Annotated in this window: 15 protein-coding genes; 5 read left to right on the forward strand and 10 right to left on the reverse strand. The window is 33.9% G+C overall.

Annotated elements, in window-relative coordinates; all coding sequences use genetic code 11:
- Nucleotides 1-43 precede the first annotated feature (43 nt).
- A complete protein-coding gene (locus GQ40_RS12240) occupies nucleotides 44-1699 on the forward strand; it encodes a serine hydrolase domain-containing protein (protein ID WP_197052677.1) in 1656 nt (551 codons plus the stop codon).
- On the opposite strand, the gene sufD is transcribed toward GQ40_RS12240, so the two are convergent.
- The 6 genes from sufD to GQ40_RS12270 all read right to left on the reverse strand — a co-directional run bounded on the left by sufD (nucleotide 1677) and on the right by GQ40_RS12270 (nucleotide 6624).
- Complete coding sequence (sufD, locus tag GQ40_RS12245) at nucleotides 1677-2990, reverse strand: Fe-S cluster assembly protein SufD (protein ID WP_047548775.1); 1314 nt, start codon at nucleotides 2988-2990, stop codon at nucleotides 1677-1679. The genes GQ40_RS12240 and sufD overlap by 23 nt on opposite strands.
- A gap of 140 nt (nucleotides 2991-3130) precedes the next feature.
- Nucleotides 3131-3883 (reverse strand): Fe-S cluster assembly ATPase SufC, encoded by a 753-nt coding sequence (gene sufC, locus GQ40_RS12250; RefSeq protein ID WP_047548778.1) that lies wholly within the window; start codon nucleotides 3881-3883, stop codon nucleotides 3131-3133.
- 1 nt (nucleotide 3884) lies between these two features.
- A complete protein-coding gene (locus tag GQ40_RS12255) occupies nucleotides 3885-4310 on the reverse strand; it encodes a hypothetical protein (protein ID WP_047548781.1) in 426 nt (141 codons plus the stop codon).
- A gap of 86 nt (nucleotides 4311-4396) precedes the next feature.
- Nucleotides 4397-5845, reverse strand: a complete 1449-nt coding sequence (sufB, locus tag GQ40_RS12260; RefSeq protein WP_047548782.1) for a Fe-S cluster assembly protein SufB — start codon at nucleotides 5843-5845, stop codon at nucleotides 4397-4399.
- Between the two features lie 50 nt (nucleotides 5846-5895).
- A complete protein-coding gene (locus GQ40_RS12265) occupies nucleotides 5896-6225 on the reverse strand; it encodes a HesB/IscA family protein (RefSeq protein ID WP_047548784.1) in 330 nt (109 codons plus the stop codon).
- Nucleotides 6226-6384: 159 nt separating this feature from the next.
- Nucleotides 6385-6624: a hypothetical protein gene (locus GQ40_RS12270; RefSeq protein ID WP_047548789.1), complete on the reverse strand. Its 240-nt coding sequence runs from the start codon at nucleotides 6622-6624 to the stop codon at nucleotides 6385-6387.
- Between the two features lie 162 nt (nucleotides 6625-6786).
- On the opposite strand from GQ40_RS12270, the gene thiL reads away from it, so the two are divergent.
- The gene (thiL, locus tag GQ40_RS12275) at nucleotides 6787-7839 is read left to right on the forward strand and encodes a thiamine-phosphate kinase (protein WP_047548791.1); all 1053 of its coding nucleotides are present in this window, start codon (nucleotides 6787-6789) and stop codon (nucleotides 7837-7839) included.
- A 343-nt stretch (nucleotides 7840-8182) separates the two neighbouring features.
- Here the strand turns inward: thiL and GQ40_RS17470 are convergent, their stop codons facing one another.
- The 3 genes from GQ40_RS17470 to GQ40_RS12285 all read right to left on the reverse strand — a co-directional run bounded on the left by GQ40_RS17470 (nucleotide 8183) and on the right by GQ40_RS12285 (nucleotide 9650).
- The gene (locus GQ40_RS17470) at nucleotides 8183-8467 is read right to left on the reverse strand and encodes a hypothetical protein (protein ID WP_081990210.1); all 285 of its coding nucleotides are present in this window, start codon (nucleotides 8465-8467) and stop codon (nucleotides 8183-8185) included.
- 76 nt (nucleotides 8468-8543) lie between these two features.
- A complete protein-coding gene (locus GQ40_RS12280; protein ID WP_047548793.1) occupies nucleotides 8544-8813 on the reverse strand; it encodes a hypothetical protein in 270 nt (89 codons plus the stop codon).
- Between the two features lie 66 nt (nucleotides 8814-8879).
- Complete coding sequence (locus GQ40_RS12285) at nucleotides 8880-9650, reverse strand: alpha/beta hydrolase (protein WP_047548798.1); 771 nt, start codon at nucleotides 9648-9650, stop codon at nucleotides 8880-8882.
- An 83-nt stretch (nucleotides 9651-9733) separates the two neighbouring features.
- Between GQ40_RS12285 and GQ40_RS12290 the strand changes: the two genes are divergently transcribed.
- On the forward strand, nucleotides 9734-11284 hold the full coding sequence (locus GQ40_RS12290) for a serine hydrolase (protein WP_047548801.1): 1551 nt from the start codon (nucleotides 9734-9736) through the stop codon (nucleotides 11282-11284).
- Complete coding sequence (gene brnQ, locus GQ40_RS12295; RefSeq protein ID WP_047548804.1) at nucleotides 11285-12580, forward strand: branched-chain amino acid transport system II carrier protein; 1296 nt, start codon at nucleotides 11285-11287, stop codon at nucleotides 12578-12580.
- 42 nt (nucleotides 12581-12622) lie between these two features.
- Here brnQ and GQ40_RS12300 read toward each other — a convergent pair whose 3' ends face one another.
- Nucleotides 12623-13915: an aminopeptidase P family protein gene (locus GQ40_RS12300; RefSeq protein ID WP_047548806.1), complete on the reverse strand. Its 1293-nt coding sequence runs from the start codon at nucleotides 13913-13915 to the stop codon at nucleotides 12623-12625.
- A 206-nt stretch (nucleotides 13916-14121) separates the two neighbouring features.
- Between GQ40_RS12300 and GQ40_RS12305 the strand changes: the two genes are divergently transcribed.
- Nucleotides 14122-15930 (forward strand): T9SS type A sorting domain-containing protein, encoded by a 1809-nt coding sequence (locus GQ40_RS12305; protein WP_047548809.1) that lies wholly within the window; start codon nucleotides 14122-14124, stop codon nucleotides 15928-15930.
- Nucleotides 15931-16079: the final 149 nt, after the last annotated feature.

A 16079-nucleotide genomic window follows, 5' to 3' on the forward strand; every position in this document is an offset into this window, starting at 1 on the left:
TAATACCAACCTATTTTTATCAAAAATATAAGCAATGCAAGGTTTGAAAATTTTTTGGGTTCTATTTTCTATATGTTTTAGTTTATTTACGAATGCTCAAAATAATCTAAGAAAAACCATTGATAGTATTTTAAAAATCTATGATACTAATAATGAGCCAGGATTATCCATTCGTGTTATTAAACAAGACTCTATAGTATATTCTAAAAGCTTTGGAGTCGCGAATTTAGATTACAACATAAAAAATACAGATTCTACTATTTTTAGCTTAGGATCAATAAGTAAACAATTTACCGCAGCTGCTATTTGGTCTTTAATTAGAGACTCTAAACTAAGTTTAGAAGATAATATCACTTCGTTTTTTCCAGATTTTCCAAACTACGGGAGACCCATAAAAATCAAACATCTACTTAACCATTCTAGTGGTATTAGAAATTATCATACCACCATGTTTTTATCTGGTTTTGATTATAATAATGATTATTATGATAATACTTATGTCCTTAATTTAGTTAAAAGACAAAAAAATCTCAACAATCATCCTGGTGAGAAAATCATATATTCAAATACAAATTACAATCTTTTAGCTTTAATTATTGAACAGGTTTCAAACCAAAATCTCGATGAGTATTTAAAAGATAAAATTCTTAAACCGTTAGGAATGAAGGACACTTTTGTAAGGATTTCCCATGGTACAATTGTTAAAAACAAAGCTGTTGGTTATCAAAAACAAAAAGATACTTATGTATTTAATTCATCAAATCAGTTGAGTTATGGCGCTGGAAGTATGGGAAGCCATATAAAAGATATGAATATTTGGATGAGAATGCTTAATGGAGATATCCTTGAGTTCAAAACATTAGCTCAATTTCTTAAAACAACCGAAGTACTGACCAGTAAACAAAAAGCCAAATATGCAAGAGGAATTATGGTAGACGATTACAAAGGTTATAAAACATTGAGCCATAGTGGATATGGCTTTGGAAATCAATCTCATATCATTACCGTTCCAAAAGAAAAGATTGGCATCGTAATTCTCACAAATTTGGAATCGATTAACCCAACTCCAATATCTTATGAAATTTTGGACTTGCTGCTCGTTTCCGAAGAAAACATAAAACCAAATTTGATAGAAGATAAAATTTCGTTTGAACCACAAGATTTGATACTCTTTACTGGAGATTACCGAGAAATCAACAGCGATATGACGATGCGAATTTCCGAAGAAAACGATACGCTTAAAGCTCAAGGATCTATGGGAAATAGCAAGATACCGCTACTACAAAATAACACCAATGAATTTGTGAGACGTGATGCTCAAAATGTAAAATATAATTTTGAAAAAACATCCCATTATGATATGGTTATATCATTTGGAGGAACTCCGTTTTACTTTAAACGTGCCAACCTAATAAACACAAATCCTGAAAATTTAATAGACTATTGTGGTGAATTTTATTCTGAAGAATTACAAACCACTTATCATTTTTATATAGACAAAGATCAATTAAAATTATCGTACAAAAATAATACAGCTATAGCCTTGTATCCTATTGAAATAGATGCATTTGGAAATAAAGACAGAACACTCTATCAGTTTGTAAAAACAAAAGACAGTTCTGAAATAACAGGAATGTTTTTATCCTGTGACGGACAAGTAAGCAACATTGAGTTTACTAAAGATCAAACCCAAGACTAACACCCAATTTATTCGCAATAATCTTTGTGATGCGTTGCTTAATTTCAGGAATTTTTACTGAATCTAAAACGTTATTACTAAACGCAAACATTAAAAGGGCTTTTGCTTCTTTTTCTGGAATACCACGCGAGCGCATGTAAAACATAGCACTTTCGTCTAGTTGACCAATGGTACAACCGTGAGAGCATTTTACATCATCTGCAAAGATCTCTAATTGAGGCTTGCTATTTATCGAGGCTTTATCGCTTAATAAAATGTTATTATTAGATTGAAACGCATTGGTTTTTTGTGCTTCTTTGTTCACGATAACCTTACCATTGAACACACCTGTAGATTTATCTGAAAAAATACCTTTGTAATCTTGATGGCTTTCACAATTTGGCTCAATATGATGCACCAATGTATTGTGATCTACATGTTGGTTATCACCAATAATGGTCACACCATTTAAGGTAGAATCCATGTGTTGACCGTTTTGGTAGAAATTGAGATTATTTCTCGTTAATTTTCCTCCAAAAGAAAACGTATGTACAGATACATGACTTTCTCTTTTTTGATTGATACTCGTATTGTCAATTAATGAAGCAGTTTGCTTATCATTTTGAATTTTATAGTAATCTACAATCGCTCTTTTATTGGCAAATATTTCGGTAACGCTATTTGTTAAAACAGGATTATCTGTCAAACTTTGGTGACGTTCTATAATTTGCACATGTGAATTCTCATCTACTACAATTAGGTTACGTGGTTGTAACATTAAAGCAGACTCATTTCCGGTTGAGAAATTAATGATTTGAATTGGTTTCTCTACTAGTTTGTTCTTCGGAATATGAATATATGCACCTTCTTTTGAGAATGCAGTATTTAAAGATGAAATCCCATCTTTTGAAGCCACTTTATTAAAATAGTTCTCAGTAATAAGTTGATATTTTGGCTTGTTCAATGCAGATGACATCAAGCATACATCAATACTATCGTGTGTTGTTTGTGAAAGGTTTGAGGAGAATTTACCATCTATAAACACTAAGTTGTAGCAATCTATATCGTGGATAAAATACTTTTTTACATCTCTATACTCTATGGCGTTTTCTTGCTTCGGAAAAACACTGTAATCTGTTTTTAATAGGCTATTTAAAGATGTGTATTTCCAATTTTCATCACGCTTTGACGGAAAGCCTTGATCTTCAAAAATCTTTATCGCTTCATTACGTAAATCGTGCACAGGAGCATCTACATCTACTGTATTTTCAAAAGCCATAAATGACGATACTAATTTATCTTTTAATTCCATTCTTTTCAATCTTCAGTAATCAGCTTTCAGTTTTAAGTTTACTTAATCATAAACCAAAACTTTTTAAATGATTACCATTTTATTTCATTTTTTCATTGGAGTAAGCCACTGCTTACAGAAAACTAAACACTTTTAACTTGTTAAGCGTTCACTTCTTCTTTAATCCAATCGTAACCTTTTTCTTCTAGCTGATGTGCTAATTCTTTACCTCCAGATTTTACAATTTTACCATTGTACAATACGTGAACAAAATCTGGTACGATATGATCTAACAAACGTTGATAGTGCGTTATTACAATAACAGCATTATCCTTACTTTTAAGCTTGTTAACTCCGTTTGCAACGATACGCAACGCATCAATATCAAGTCCAGAATCGGTTTCATCTAAAATTGCCAATTTTGGCTCTAACATTGCCATTTGGAAAATTTCATTACGCTTTTTCTCTCCTCCAGAAAATCCTTGGTTAAGTGATCGGGATAAGAACTTACGGTCAATTTCTAAAAGTTCTGCTTTCTCTCTGATCATTTTTAACATATCCTTTGCGGGCATGTCTTCCAATCCTTTAGCTTTTCTAGTTTCGTTGATAGCTGTTTTCATAAAGTTAGTCACACTAACTCCTGGAATCTCTACAGGATATTGAAATGATAAGAATACACCTTTGTGTGCGCGTTCTTCCGCAGATAATTCCTCGATATCTTCTCCGTTTAAGAGAATCTGTCCTTTATCTACTTCATACTCTTCTTTCCCTGCAATAACAGATGCCAACGTACTTTTTCCAGAGCCATTAGGTCCCATGATAGCATGAACCTCTCCAGCTTTTACATTTAGGTTGATACCGTTTAAAATACTTTTATCTTCGACACTTGCGTGCAAATCTTTTATTTCTAACATACTATTTGTTTCCAATTTTTATAACATCGTTTGCCTCTGGTTTAGGTGGCGAAACGTTTAAAATTTCTTTTATTTCTATTTTATCTTCCCAGCCTTCTTCATTAGAATCTTTTTTGAATATGCGACCTCTTACGGTAACAGGAACCATATCTGTATCCTCTTTTTTATAAGCTTTGACTTGATCTTGTAATTCATTTACTTTATCATTGAGGACCACACCAAATATTTTATTTGATGTTTTTAAGACAGCTGCATCTGCATAATAAATAAACTCACCTTGAATGGCTATTAGACCATCGCTTTGCTTTTCAGTTTTGCCATCCTCTAAAACAGTAGTTTTGGAAGTCACATTTTCTTCAGTGGTCTTATCATTTTTACAACCTACAAGAAAGGTAAGTGTCATTAAAATTATAAATGTGTTTTTCATAATTATCTTCCTTAAAATTGGAAGTGCTATTTCATTAAACTTAAATCTATAAATGTTCAGATTCTTGTTTCCGAAGACATAAAAATTTACCCTACAGAGCCTTCTAAACTAATCTCCAGCAGCTTTTGTGCTTCTACAGCAAATTCCATAGGTAATTTGTTAAGTACTTCTTTACTGAATCCGTTTACGATTAAAGCGATTGCTTTTTCAGTGTCAATCCCCCTTTGATTACAATAGAAAATTTGATCTTCACCAATTTTACTGGTTGTTGCCTCGTGCTCTATTTGAGCCGATTTATTTTTTGCTTCTATATACGGGAATGTATGTGCACCACATTCATTGCCCATTAACAAACTATCACATTGTGAAAAGTTACGAGCGTTATCTGCTCGTGAGCTTATTTGCACTAACCCTCTATATGAATTTTGGGATTTTCCTGCGGAAATTCCTTTTGATATAATTGTTGATCTGGTATTTTTACCCAAGTGAATCATTTTGGTACCTGTATCTGCCTGCTGGTGATTGTTGGTCACAGCAATTGAATAAAACTCACCTACAGAGTTATCACCTTTCAAAATACATGATGGATATTTCCAAGTAACAGCACTTCCTGTTTCTACTTGGGTCCAAGAGATTTTTGCATTTTTCTCACACAAACCTCTTTTAGTTACAAAATTGTAAACTCCGCCTTTACCTTCGGCATTTCCTGGATACCAGTTTTGAACTGTAGAGTATTTTATCTCTGCATCATCCAAAGCAATTAATTCTACTACTGCTGCGTGTAATTGATTTTCATCACGACTTGGTGCTGTACAACCTTCAAGGTAGGAGACATAACTACCTTCGTCTGCAACTACCAATGTTCTTTCAAATTGACCAGTTCCAGCTTGATTGATTCTAAAATAGGTTGAAAGCTCCATTGGGCAACGCACACCTTTTGGGATATAGCAAAAGCTACCATCACTAAAAACTGCACTGTTTAATGCAGCGTAGAAATTATCTTTCTGCGGAACAACGGTACCTAAGTGTTTTTTAACTAATTCTGGATGTTCTTTAATGGCTTCAGAAATACTCATAAAAATGATTCCCTTTTCACCTAAAGTCTTTTTAAAGGTTGTTGCTACAGAAACGGAATCTACAACGATATCCATCGCCACATTATTCATCTTTTTTTGTTCATCAACCGAAATACCCAGCTTTTTGTACATCGCTAACAAATCTGGATCGACATCGTCTAAAGTTTTATTGGGATCTATTTTTGTGGGAGCAGAATAATAGGCAATCGCTTGAAAATCTGGTTTTTTATATTTTACATTCGCCCATTCAGGCTCAGCCATCTCTTTCCAAGCCTTGAAAGCTTCCAATCGCCACTCTGTCATCCATTCTGGCTCTTGTTTCTTTTTGGAAATAGCGCGAACGATGTCTTCATTTAAACCAATTGGAAATGTTTCAGATTCAATGTCAGTATAAAAACCATATTCGTACTCTTTGGTTTTTAATTCTTCCCTTAAATCATCTTCAGTATATTTTGACATAATTGTTTTTACGTTTTAATTCCTTCTTTATTTGAAGGATTAGCAAGGATTTATAGCGAGAATGATTCTCCGCAACCACAAGTTCTATTAGCATTAGGATTGTTGAAAACGAACCCTGCACCATTTAGACCTCCCGAATACTCTAAGGTAGTTCCAATAAGGTACAAAAAGCTTTTCTTATCAACAATGATTTTTACACCATTGTCTTCAAAAATCTTATCATCGTCCTTTTGCTCATTATCAAACTTTAAATCATAAGATAGACCAGAGCATCCACCACTTTTAACACCCACTCTAACAAAGTCGGTAGTTGTGTTGAAGCCATCATCTTTCATTAATTCAATGACCTTCTTTTTAGCTGTTTCTGATACTTTTATCATTTGTTATATAGATATTGTCTAAATAGATTGCAAATATACGACATAACTATATTTTTACCATACAACATAACATTATATTAGCATATGACTCTATAACAAATTGCAATGCCAAACGTAAAATCAGCATCAATCAAAGAAGATAATTTGTGTTATATTTTTTTATACTGAAATGTGCCTACGGGAATATTGGCTTTGCAAAATAAAAAGCTCTTGTAAAGCGGTTCTAATTTCTTTATTTTCAAACGGATACATGTTTAAATTTTCAAGATCGCTATCGTATTGCTTAGATTGGCATGTCGCACAGGACAACACATGTGCTTTTTTTGCTTTTTTTGAAGTGTATTTTAAGTTATGTCCAAAAACAGAACATAACAATTTGTCGTTGATTGTCGTTTTCATAGTAGGTTGCAATGATTTGGGATGACTAATTTAAAATAAATTTTTAAAATTACCGACTAAATACTAATTTTTTCGCTGAAATGCATTTTCTAATGTTTCCGAAGACCTTAAAAATAACTTAAATCAATTCTCTGCTTTAAAAAAGCTAACTATTTTTGCATTATGATAGAAGATAAAAACCAATCACGCACCTCATTAGATCAACTTGGAGAATTTGGTCTTATTGACCATCTTACCAAAAATTTTGATATTAAACATAAATCTACGGTCAAAGGCATTGGCGACGACGCTGCGGTGTTGGATGCTAAGTCAAAGCAAATTGTAGTAACAACAGATTTATTGGTAGAGAATGTACATTTTGACTTATCGTATGTGCCACTCAAGCATTTAGGCTACAAGGCTGTTGTTGTAAATTTGAGCGATGTCTATGCAATGAATGCACATGCTACGCAAATCACGGTGTCTATTGCTGTATCAAATCGTTTTCCTTTAGAAGCTTTAGAAGAACTATATGCAGGAATTGAAACTGCAGCAAATATTTATAATATCGACGTTGTTGGCGGTGATACGACCTCATCAACAACGGGACTAATTATTTCGGTTACTGCAATTGGTGAAGTTGATAAAAAGAAAGTGGTTTATAGAAATGGAGCAAAGCCGAACGATTTATTGGTGGTCACTGGAGATATTGGTGCAGCTTATATGGGATTGCAGGTTTTAGAGCGTGAAAAGGAAGTGTTTAAAGTGAATCCGCAAAGCCAACCAGATCTGGATATGTACACTTATATCATTGAGCGACAATTAAAACCAGAAGCTAGAAAGGACATCGTAGAATTACTTGAGAAATTAGATGTGCGACCAACGTCTATGATTGATATTAGCGATGGACTTTCTTCGGAAATCATCCACATCTGTAAACAAAGTGATGTAGGCGTTGAGATTTATGAAAATAAAATCCCTTTAGATCCAGAAGTGATTTCTACTTGTGAGGAATTTAAAATAGACAGTACAACTATTGCACTAAATGGTGGTGAGGATTATGAATTGTTGATGACGGTTTCACAAAAGGATTTTCCGAAGATAAAAGGAAACCCAAACTTAACCGTTATTGGTTACATTACCGATAAATCTCGTGGTATGCACTTAATCACTCGTGGCGAACAAGCTATACCAATAATTGCAAAAGGTTGGAATGCCTTAAATAATCAAGAATAGGCATTCTTGAATTTTAATCGCCTTTTGTAAAGTCGTTTTAAAGTCTTGTTAATCTCTCTACGCTTATTTGTTAAGGGTATCGTTTCACCTGTATCACTTGTAGTAAATTCCTTTTGGCAGTTGACGCACTCAAATTCTTTGACAACGCTTGTTACGTTTTCTTTGATAACAAGTTGATGGTTAAAAAGTTTACAGAATAAATGTTTCAAGACTTCATAATTTTTAGGTACGATACCATAGTACTCAAAAGCAACAAAACTTAAAAACTTATGGTGTTAAAGTTGTGCTAAGTGTATAGATTAGCAACATATGGCATGGAAATAAACCCTATTTAATATGGGAATTAAGAAAAATGAGGGATGAAATTTAAAATGAATTCTTCATCTTCTATTTGGTGTTCTATTTTTTCCTGTTTGCGTTGTTCAATTCTTGATAGTCTTTTGTTGTGAATACGAGATAAGACAGAATTTATTTCTTGGAATTTTGGCGTTAATGGTATTAGATTACCATTTCCGCTTGTTGTAACTTGAGAGTTACAATGAATACATTTGTATTCTTTTACATGATAGGTGACTTTTTTTGAGACTTCGTATTGATGTCCAAAAAATGAGCAGTAGAGACTTTTCAATTTATTGCGCTATTAATTATTAATTTTAGAGGATTTCTAAATATATGAAAATCAATTAATAACGTACGATTTTACTCTAGTATATCGATGAACTGAGCGTTTTGTTCTTTAAACGTGACATTCTCCTAGAATAAATGTCTTCTAAAATTCTATTAATCTCTTGATATTTTGGTGTGAGCTCTGTAAGTTTTCCATTACTATTTGTTGTCAATTGACGCTTACAGCATTTGCATGTATATTCCTTAACATGTGATGTCACTTTTTTGGTCATTTCATAATTATGCCCAAAAATATCACAATAAAATTTTAAAGGACTTGAGGTCTTTGTGGTAGTTGGATTTTTCATGGTTGTTAGATTTGCTAAAGCTAACTTATTAAAAAATAATCAATTAGGGTTAAAAAGATGTTATTATTAGATAAAACGTAAAAATAAGTAAGTTAATTCTGATATATTTTCAATATAACTCATATGTCCATGTGCTATTTCCTCACATTGTATATCTGTTCCATTTGTATCACTTATTATAGCTTCACCACTAATAACGGGATCGTCCTTGGCTATTATTATTAGTTTTTTTGCTTTTAAGTCCTTTAAGAAATTAAATTTATTATCTCTAACTCGCATGCCTTCCTGAGCTGCGATATAACCTTGGAGCGGTGTTTCCAAAGCTTCTTTCAATGCAATTGCAATCTTATCTTTGTGGTTTTCCCTACTTTCCGAAGAAAATAAATTTGTAAAAGACATGCGTACCATTTGTTCAAAATTGTTCTGGACCATTTTATTAGCTCGCTTTCTCAATGCTTTTCGCTCTTTATCGTCTGCCTCATAAGTAGAATTCATTAAACACAAACCCAAAACCGCATTTGGATTTTTCTCTGCTACACTTAAAGCTACATATCCTCCCATTGAGTGCCCAATGAGCTTGTAGGTTTTTAACTGTAAATGTTCTATCACTACCAATACCATATCTGCCATATCCTTCATGGTATGAATATACCCTAAGCATGGTGTTTTACCATGGCCCAAGAGATCTATTGATATTATTCTGTGATTTGATAATAAATGAGGTTTAATATTGGACCACATTGAAGAATTTTCCAAAAAACCATGCAACAAAACGATGGCATCACCTTGACCTTCATCTTCGTAGTATACGTCAATATGTTTGTAATGTAAAATCATGTTTACAAAGATACAGTTTGTCTAACGCGTGCAAATAAGTATTTGCTATATTTGATTAATATTGAATAGCCTAAAAAATTGATATGCTCATTAAAAAACACCTCTTAATTATAGCGCTTGTTTCTTTTACAATAGCGCAATCACAGATAGCAGAAAAGGAATTAGATAATCTCATAAAGGAAACTTTGACAACTTTTGATGTGCCAGGAATTTCTGTTGGTATCTTAAAAGATGGAGAAATTGTTTATGCCAAAGGTTATGGTGTGCGATCAATAACCAATAAAAAGGATATGAACGAAAATACCTTAGTTGGTGTGGCTTCAAATAGTAAAGGCTTTACTTGTTTTGCATTGGCAATGATGGTAGATGAAGGAAAACTTAATTGGGATGATAAAGTTCGTAAACATATCCCAGAATTTCAATTACACGATCCTTGGGTGACTCAAGAGTTTACTGTAAGGGATTTGGTTACTCATCGCAGTGGTATGGGATTGGGTGCTGGCGATTTAATGTTTTTTCCAGAAGGCAATGATTTTGATGTTGACGATGTAATTTCAAATGTGAAATATTTGGAACCAGAGAGTTCTTTCCGAAGTGAATTTAAATACAACAATAATATGTTCATTATTGCTGGCGAGGTTTTAAAACGTGTTAGTGGTTTGTCTTGGGAGGAATTTATTGAGACCAAAATTATGAAACCGGTTGGGATGAACAATAGCAAAGCATCTTATGATCGTGTGACCGATAAAACAAATATCATAGATGCCCATACTAGAGCAGATGGTGAGGTAATCCAAATTCCGCATGATTGGAGTGCAACTGCAAATCCTGCTGGTGGTATTGTGAGTAATGTTCCAGATATGCTAACTTGGGCAGAGTTTTTAATGAATGACGCTGTTACAAAAAACGGAGAACGTTTATTGAGTGAAGCACAATTTCATGAGCTCTGGCAGTTACAGACTCCTCTAAGAGTTGGCAAAGGGGATTGGTATGACTCAAATTTTAGAGGTTATGGATTAGGCTGGTTTTTGACAGATGTAAAAGGTGGCCATAAGCAAGTTTACCATACTGGAGGTCTATTAGGTACGGTCACCCAATTTACAATGATCCCAGATTTAGATTTAGCTATTGTGGTACTTACCAATCAAATGGTTGGCTCTGCCTTTAATACCATCACAAATACTATAAAAGACAGCTATCTAGGTTATGAAGACCGAAATTGGCTGCAACAATATGGAGATAGAAACACAACATATATTGCCTATAACGACAGCATCAAAAAAGCAGTATACACTAAGGTTGAAATCGTTAAAAAAGACAAATACTTACCTAAACCCTCTCAAATTACAGGAACCTACACAGACGATTGGTTTGGTAATATCACTATTTCAAACAAAGGTGACAATTACACCATAAAAAGCGAGCGCTCATCAAATCTTAAAGGCAGACTATTACCTTATAATACAACGACGTTTGTAGCGAAATGGGATAATAGAAGTTACGATGCAGATGTTTTTGTTCATTTTTCATTCGACGAAACCGGAAATGCCACGGGAGCAACAATGAGTTACATTGCACCAATAACAGATTTTAGTTTCGATTTTCACGATCTCAATCTTAAAAAGACCAACTAATTGAATTCTAAAAAAGAACTTTTCATCACTAGTTTTGGGTTATTCTCTTTATTTTTTGGGGCAGGAAACCTATTGCTACCACCACTTTTAGGCTATAATGCTGGAGAAAATTGGTTTTGGGTAGCCATTGGTTTTATGATTACTGCGGTCGTCATTCCCATTATTGGGATTTTAGCACATGCACGATTACAAGGTACCCTGTATGACTTTGGGAAAAAAGTGTCTCCAAAATTTAGTCTCATTTATTGCATTTTAATTTACGTCATTGCAGTAGCGTTGCCTTCTCCAAGAACAGCTGCTGCCACTCATGAAATCGCCATCTTTCCCGTTTTTGGCACAAGCCCGATATGGACGAGCACAGTTTATTTTTCACTCGTATTGCTTTTTGTACTCAACCGCTCAAAAATACTGGGATTCATTGGTAAATTCCTGACACCCTTAATTGTGATCATGTTGCTTTTAGTGATTGGCATCGGACTTTTTTCTTCGGAAATGACCACATCCACCTCACAATTTGAAACGCCAATCGTTAAAGGTATTCTCGAAGGCTATCAAACCTTTGATGCCATTGGCGCAGTCGTTGTTGGAGCAGTGATAATAATTTCAATAAATTTAAGACACAACGGAAGTTTTGAAGACAAACGAAAGCTCATCGCCAAATCTGGTTGGATTGCAGGATTTGGGTTATTTGTTATTTATACAGGATTGATTTCGGTTGGTGCTTACTACGGTTCAGAAATTAGTATCAACGAAACCTTACCAAGTGACATGCAACGTGCCAATTTACTTCGTAAAATTAATTTGTCTTCGCTTGGTGCTTTTGGTAATACCATATTAAGCATCTTAATTTCTCTAGCGTGTTTCACGACTGCAATTGGTATTGTTGCAGGAACCGCAGATTATTTTAAGGGCTTGCTGGGTAATTCTCAACTCGTATATATTGTTACAGCAATTTTAGCCAGCTTACTTGGTGTGATCGTTGGACAATTGGATTTTAACTCTATTATTATCGTTGCAGTACCAGTACTGTTATTCATTTACCCAATAACAATCATACTTATTTTACTCAATGTGTTACCAAAACAATTTTCAACACCGTTGGTATTTAGAGCAGTTGTGATTGTAACGCTCATATTTAGTATTCCAGATGTGATTGGTTTTATTAGACCTTCGGAAGGATTGCAAAGCATCACAAAATTCATCCCTTTAGCTCAATATAATTTGGGCTGGGTTTTGCCTTCTATAGTGACTTGTTTGGTCGTTGGGTTAATTCCAAATAAAATGCAAGAAGCCTAAAAATTAATTTTAGGCTCTTTATCTATATTACTTTTAGGTTTACTAAGAATTCATAATCTCCTCAATTTCTTCAGCTTCAATTGGGATATTACGCATTAAATTAAATGGTTCTCCTTTTTCTTGAATCACGAGATCGTCTTCTAATCGAATCCCGAAACCTTCCGCAGGAATATAAATTCCAGGTTCTACCGTGAATACGTTGTTGGCTTGCATAGGTTCGGTGAGAATTCCGTAATCATGCGTATCTAATCCTATGTGATGAGATGTTCCGTGCATAAAATATTTCTTGTAAGCTGGCCAATCTTTATCTTCGTTTTGTACATCGGCTTTGTCTAATAATCCAAGTCCTATTAATTCCGAAGTCATTAATTTTCCAACCTCAACGTGATACTCAGCCCAATCGGTTCCAGGCACCAACATTTTAGTGGCATCATTTTTTACACGATTCACCGCATCATAAACTTCTCGTTGACGTTTTGAAAAACGACCAGATACTGGTATGGTTCTCGTCATATCACTGGCGTAGTTTGCATATTCTGCACCTGCATCAATTAAGATGAGTTCGCCTGCTTTGCATTGTTGGTTGTTTTCTACATAATGCAACACATTGGCATTTTTACCTGATCCAATTATTGGTGTATAAGCAAATCCTTTGGAGCGGTTATTTAAAAATTCGTGCATGAATTCGGCTTCAAGATTATATTCCCACACATCTGGTTTTACAAAGTTTAGTATGCGACGAAATCCCTTCTCTGTAATGTCACACGCTTTTTGCATTAATTCAATCTCAATTGGATCTTTTACAGAGCGTAACCTTTGTAAAATGGGGTTACTTTTTGCGACACTGTGAGCTGGATATTTATCTTTTAGCCATTTGGTAAAACGGTCTTCCCGGGTTTCAGTCTCTACAGATGCTCTGTAATGTTCGTTGGTATTTATATAGACGGTATCGCACTGTGTCATGAGTTCAAACATGATTTTTTCCATGTCTTTGAGCCAATAGACGGTTTTGATTCCGCTAGTTTCCAGAGCTGCTTCTTTGGTTAGTTTCTCGCCTTCCCAAACTGCGATATGCTCGTTGGTTTCTTTTAAAAATAGAATTTCCCTGTGTTTTTCTTTTGGACAATCTGGGAATAATACCAGAATACTTTCCTCCTGATCCACTCCACTTAAATAAAAAATATCGCGATGCTGCTGAAAAGGCATTGTACTATCTGCACTTATGGGATAAATGTCGTTAGAATTGAAAACCGCTAGACTGCTAGGTTTCATTTTTGACATAAAGTTTTTGCGGTTTTTAATAAAGAGATTGCTATTGATTTTGTGATATTTCATTCAGCTATTTTTAGTGTTTAATTATAGAAATTATGTTATTCAAGATTAAAAATTTTCTTTGTTTGAAGTAATTTATTATGCTTGAACTATTGATCTTATTTTATAGTGTAAAGGTAATTAGATTAAATAATTATTTCAAATTATCGATAAATTGTTATATTTGTCGGTTGAATTACACTTTTTAGACGATATTTCAAATTTAAAATATGAAAAAAATAATAAAATCTACACTGTTTTTGTCATTGTTTTTTACAATGGCATTTTCTTTAAATTCATCTGCTCAAGAGCTGATGATAGAAGTTCCTTTTGATACTCAAATTCAATCTTCCACAGAGATAATTGAAGGTAAGGTAATCTCTAAAGCATCTTTTTGGGATAATAATCACTATAATATCTATACCGTAAATACGATTGAGGTTTACAAAATTTTTAAGGGTGAAAATGTTTCAGAAACTATAGAAATAGTAACTCCGGGAGGAACGGTTGGCAATGATTCTGAAATTGTTACTCCAAGCCTTACTTTAAATATTGGCGACATTGGTATGTTCATGCTTAAAGACAATAACGTAGCCATAACAAACCAATCACCTCAAAATAAATTTATGCCTTTTGCATCATCACAAGGTTTTTATAAATATAATTTGCTGTCAAATGAAGTTTTTAATCCCTTTGTAAACAAAAAAGGAATTACAACTTCATTTTATAATGCTATTAAAGCAGTATCAAATACGCCTAATTTTATCAAAGTTTCAAATTTTGATGTCTTGGATATTTACAATACCAATATTGCAAACAGAAATACAACAGGGTCAATAGAGATCACAAGTTTTGCTCCAACCATAGTAAATGGAGGTGTGAGAGATATTCTCGTAATTTCTGGTGCTGGTTTTGGAAACACTCAAGGTAACGTTAATTTTAGGGATGCTAACTCTGGAGGTTCTCAATACTACACTGCTTTAGACAGTCAAATTCAAAGCTGGAGTGATTCTCAAATTGTTTTAGAAGTGCCTTCTAGAGCAGGTACCGGAGATATTCAAGTGGTGACATCAACATCTACAACTGTAACTTCCTCCAATAATCTTACTGTTTTTTACTCTCAAATAAATCCAGGAAATGGAATAGCAGATTTTCAATCACAACATTTTGATTTAAATGGATCTGGTGGTTACACATGGCAAATGCATACAGAATTTGATAACAATACTGCAGCAAATGCTTCTTTTGTTAGAGCTTTTGATACATGGGTTTGTAGTACAGGTATCAATTGGGAAATTGGAGCAGTTACTACAGTAGATATTATTGCAGATGATGATATAAACATTATTCGTTTTGATAATGGGTCAGAATTACCAGATGGTGTGTTAGGAAGATGTACGTCACGCTTTGGGTCATGCAATAACCCATCATCTCCAGGAGGAATTGATATTGTAGTTACAGAATTGGATATTGTTTTTAACGATGCATTTACAGGAGATTTTTCAGTATTGTCTTGGGAGTTTGGTCCAGGAACAGCCTCTGGTTTTGAGGTCGATTTTGAAAGTGTAGCGGTACATGAATTAGGACATGGCCATCAATTGGCACACATTATCAATCCTGGTGAAGTCATGCATTTCTCAATTGCGAATGGTCAAAATAGTAGAAATTTAGGGTCTAGTGATATTGCTGGTGCTGCAGATGTAATGGACAGGAACCTCAACACTTCTGTTTGCGGTACAGATTCTATGACTGCATCAAGTTGTTCTACACTTGGGATGGATGAAGCTATCCTGGCAGAACATATTTCGATTTATCCAAATCCAGCAAAACACATTTTAAATATTGATGCAGCATCCCATTTGCGATTAGAATCTGCAATTATTTTTGATGTACAAGGAAGAAAAGTCATGGTTCGAGATTTAAATAAATCAGACAATACTCTACATGCTATTGATGTAAGTCAATTGCAAGCAGGTGTTTACTTTATTAAAATTGGTATGGATTCTACATCAACCACAAAGAAATTTATTGTGGAGTAACACAAAACACACATAATATTTAAGGCGTTCAAAATTAATTTTGAGCGCCTTTTTTTATTTAATCCCAACATATTGAGTTAGTTCTTTATTTTAGGATTCAATACCCAATATTTATTACCTTTAGATTTCATTTTAAATCCATACCAATA

The organism is Psychroserpens sp. Hel_I_66 (assembly GCF_000799465.1).
Classification (GTDB): domain Bacteria; phylum Bacteroidota; class Bacteroidia; order Flavobacteriales; family Flavobacteriaceae; genus Psychroserpens.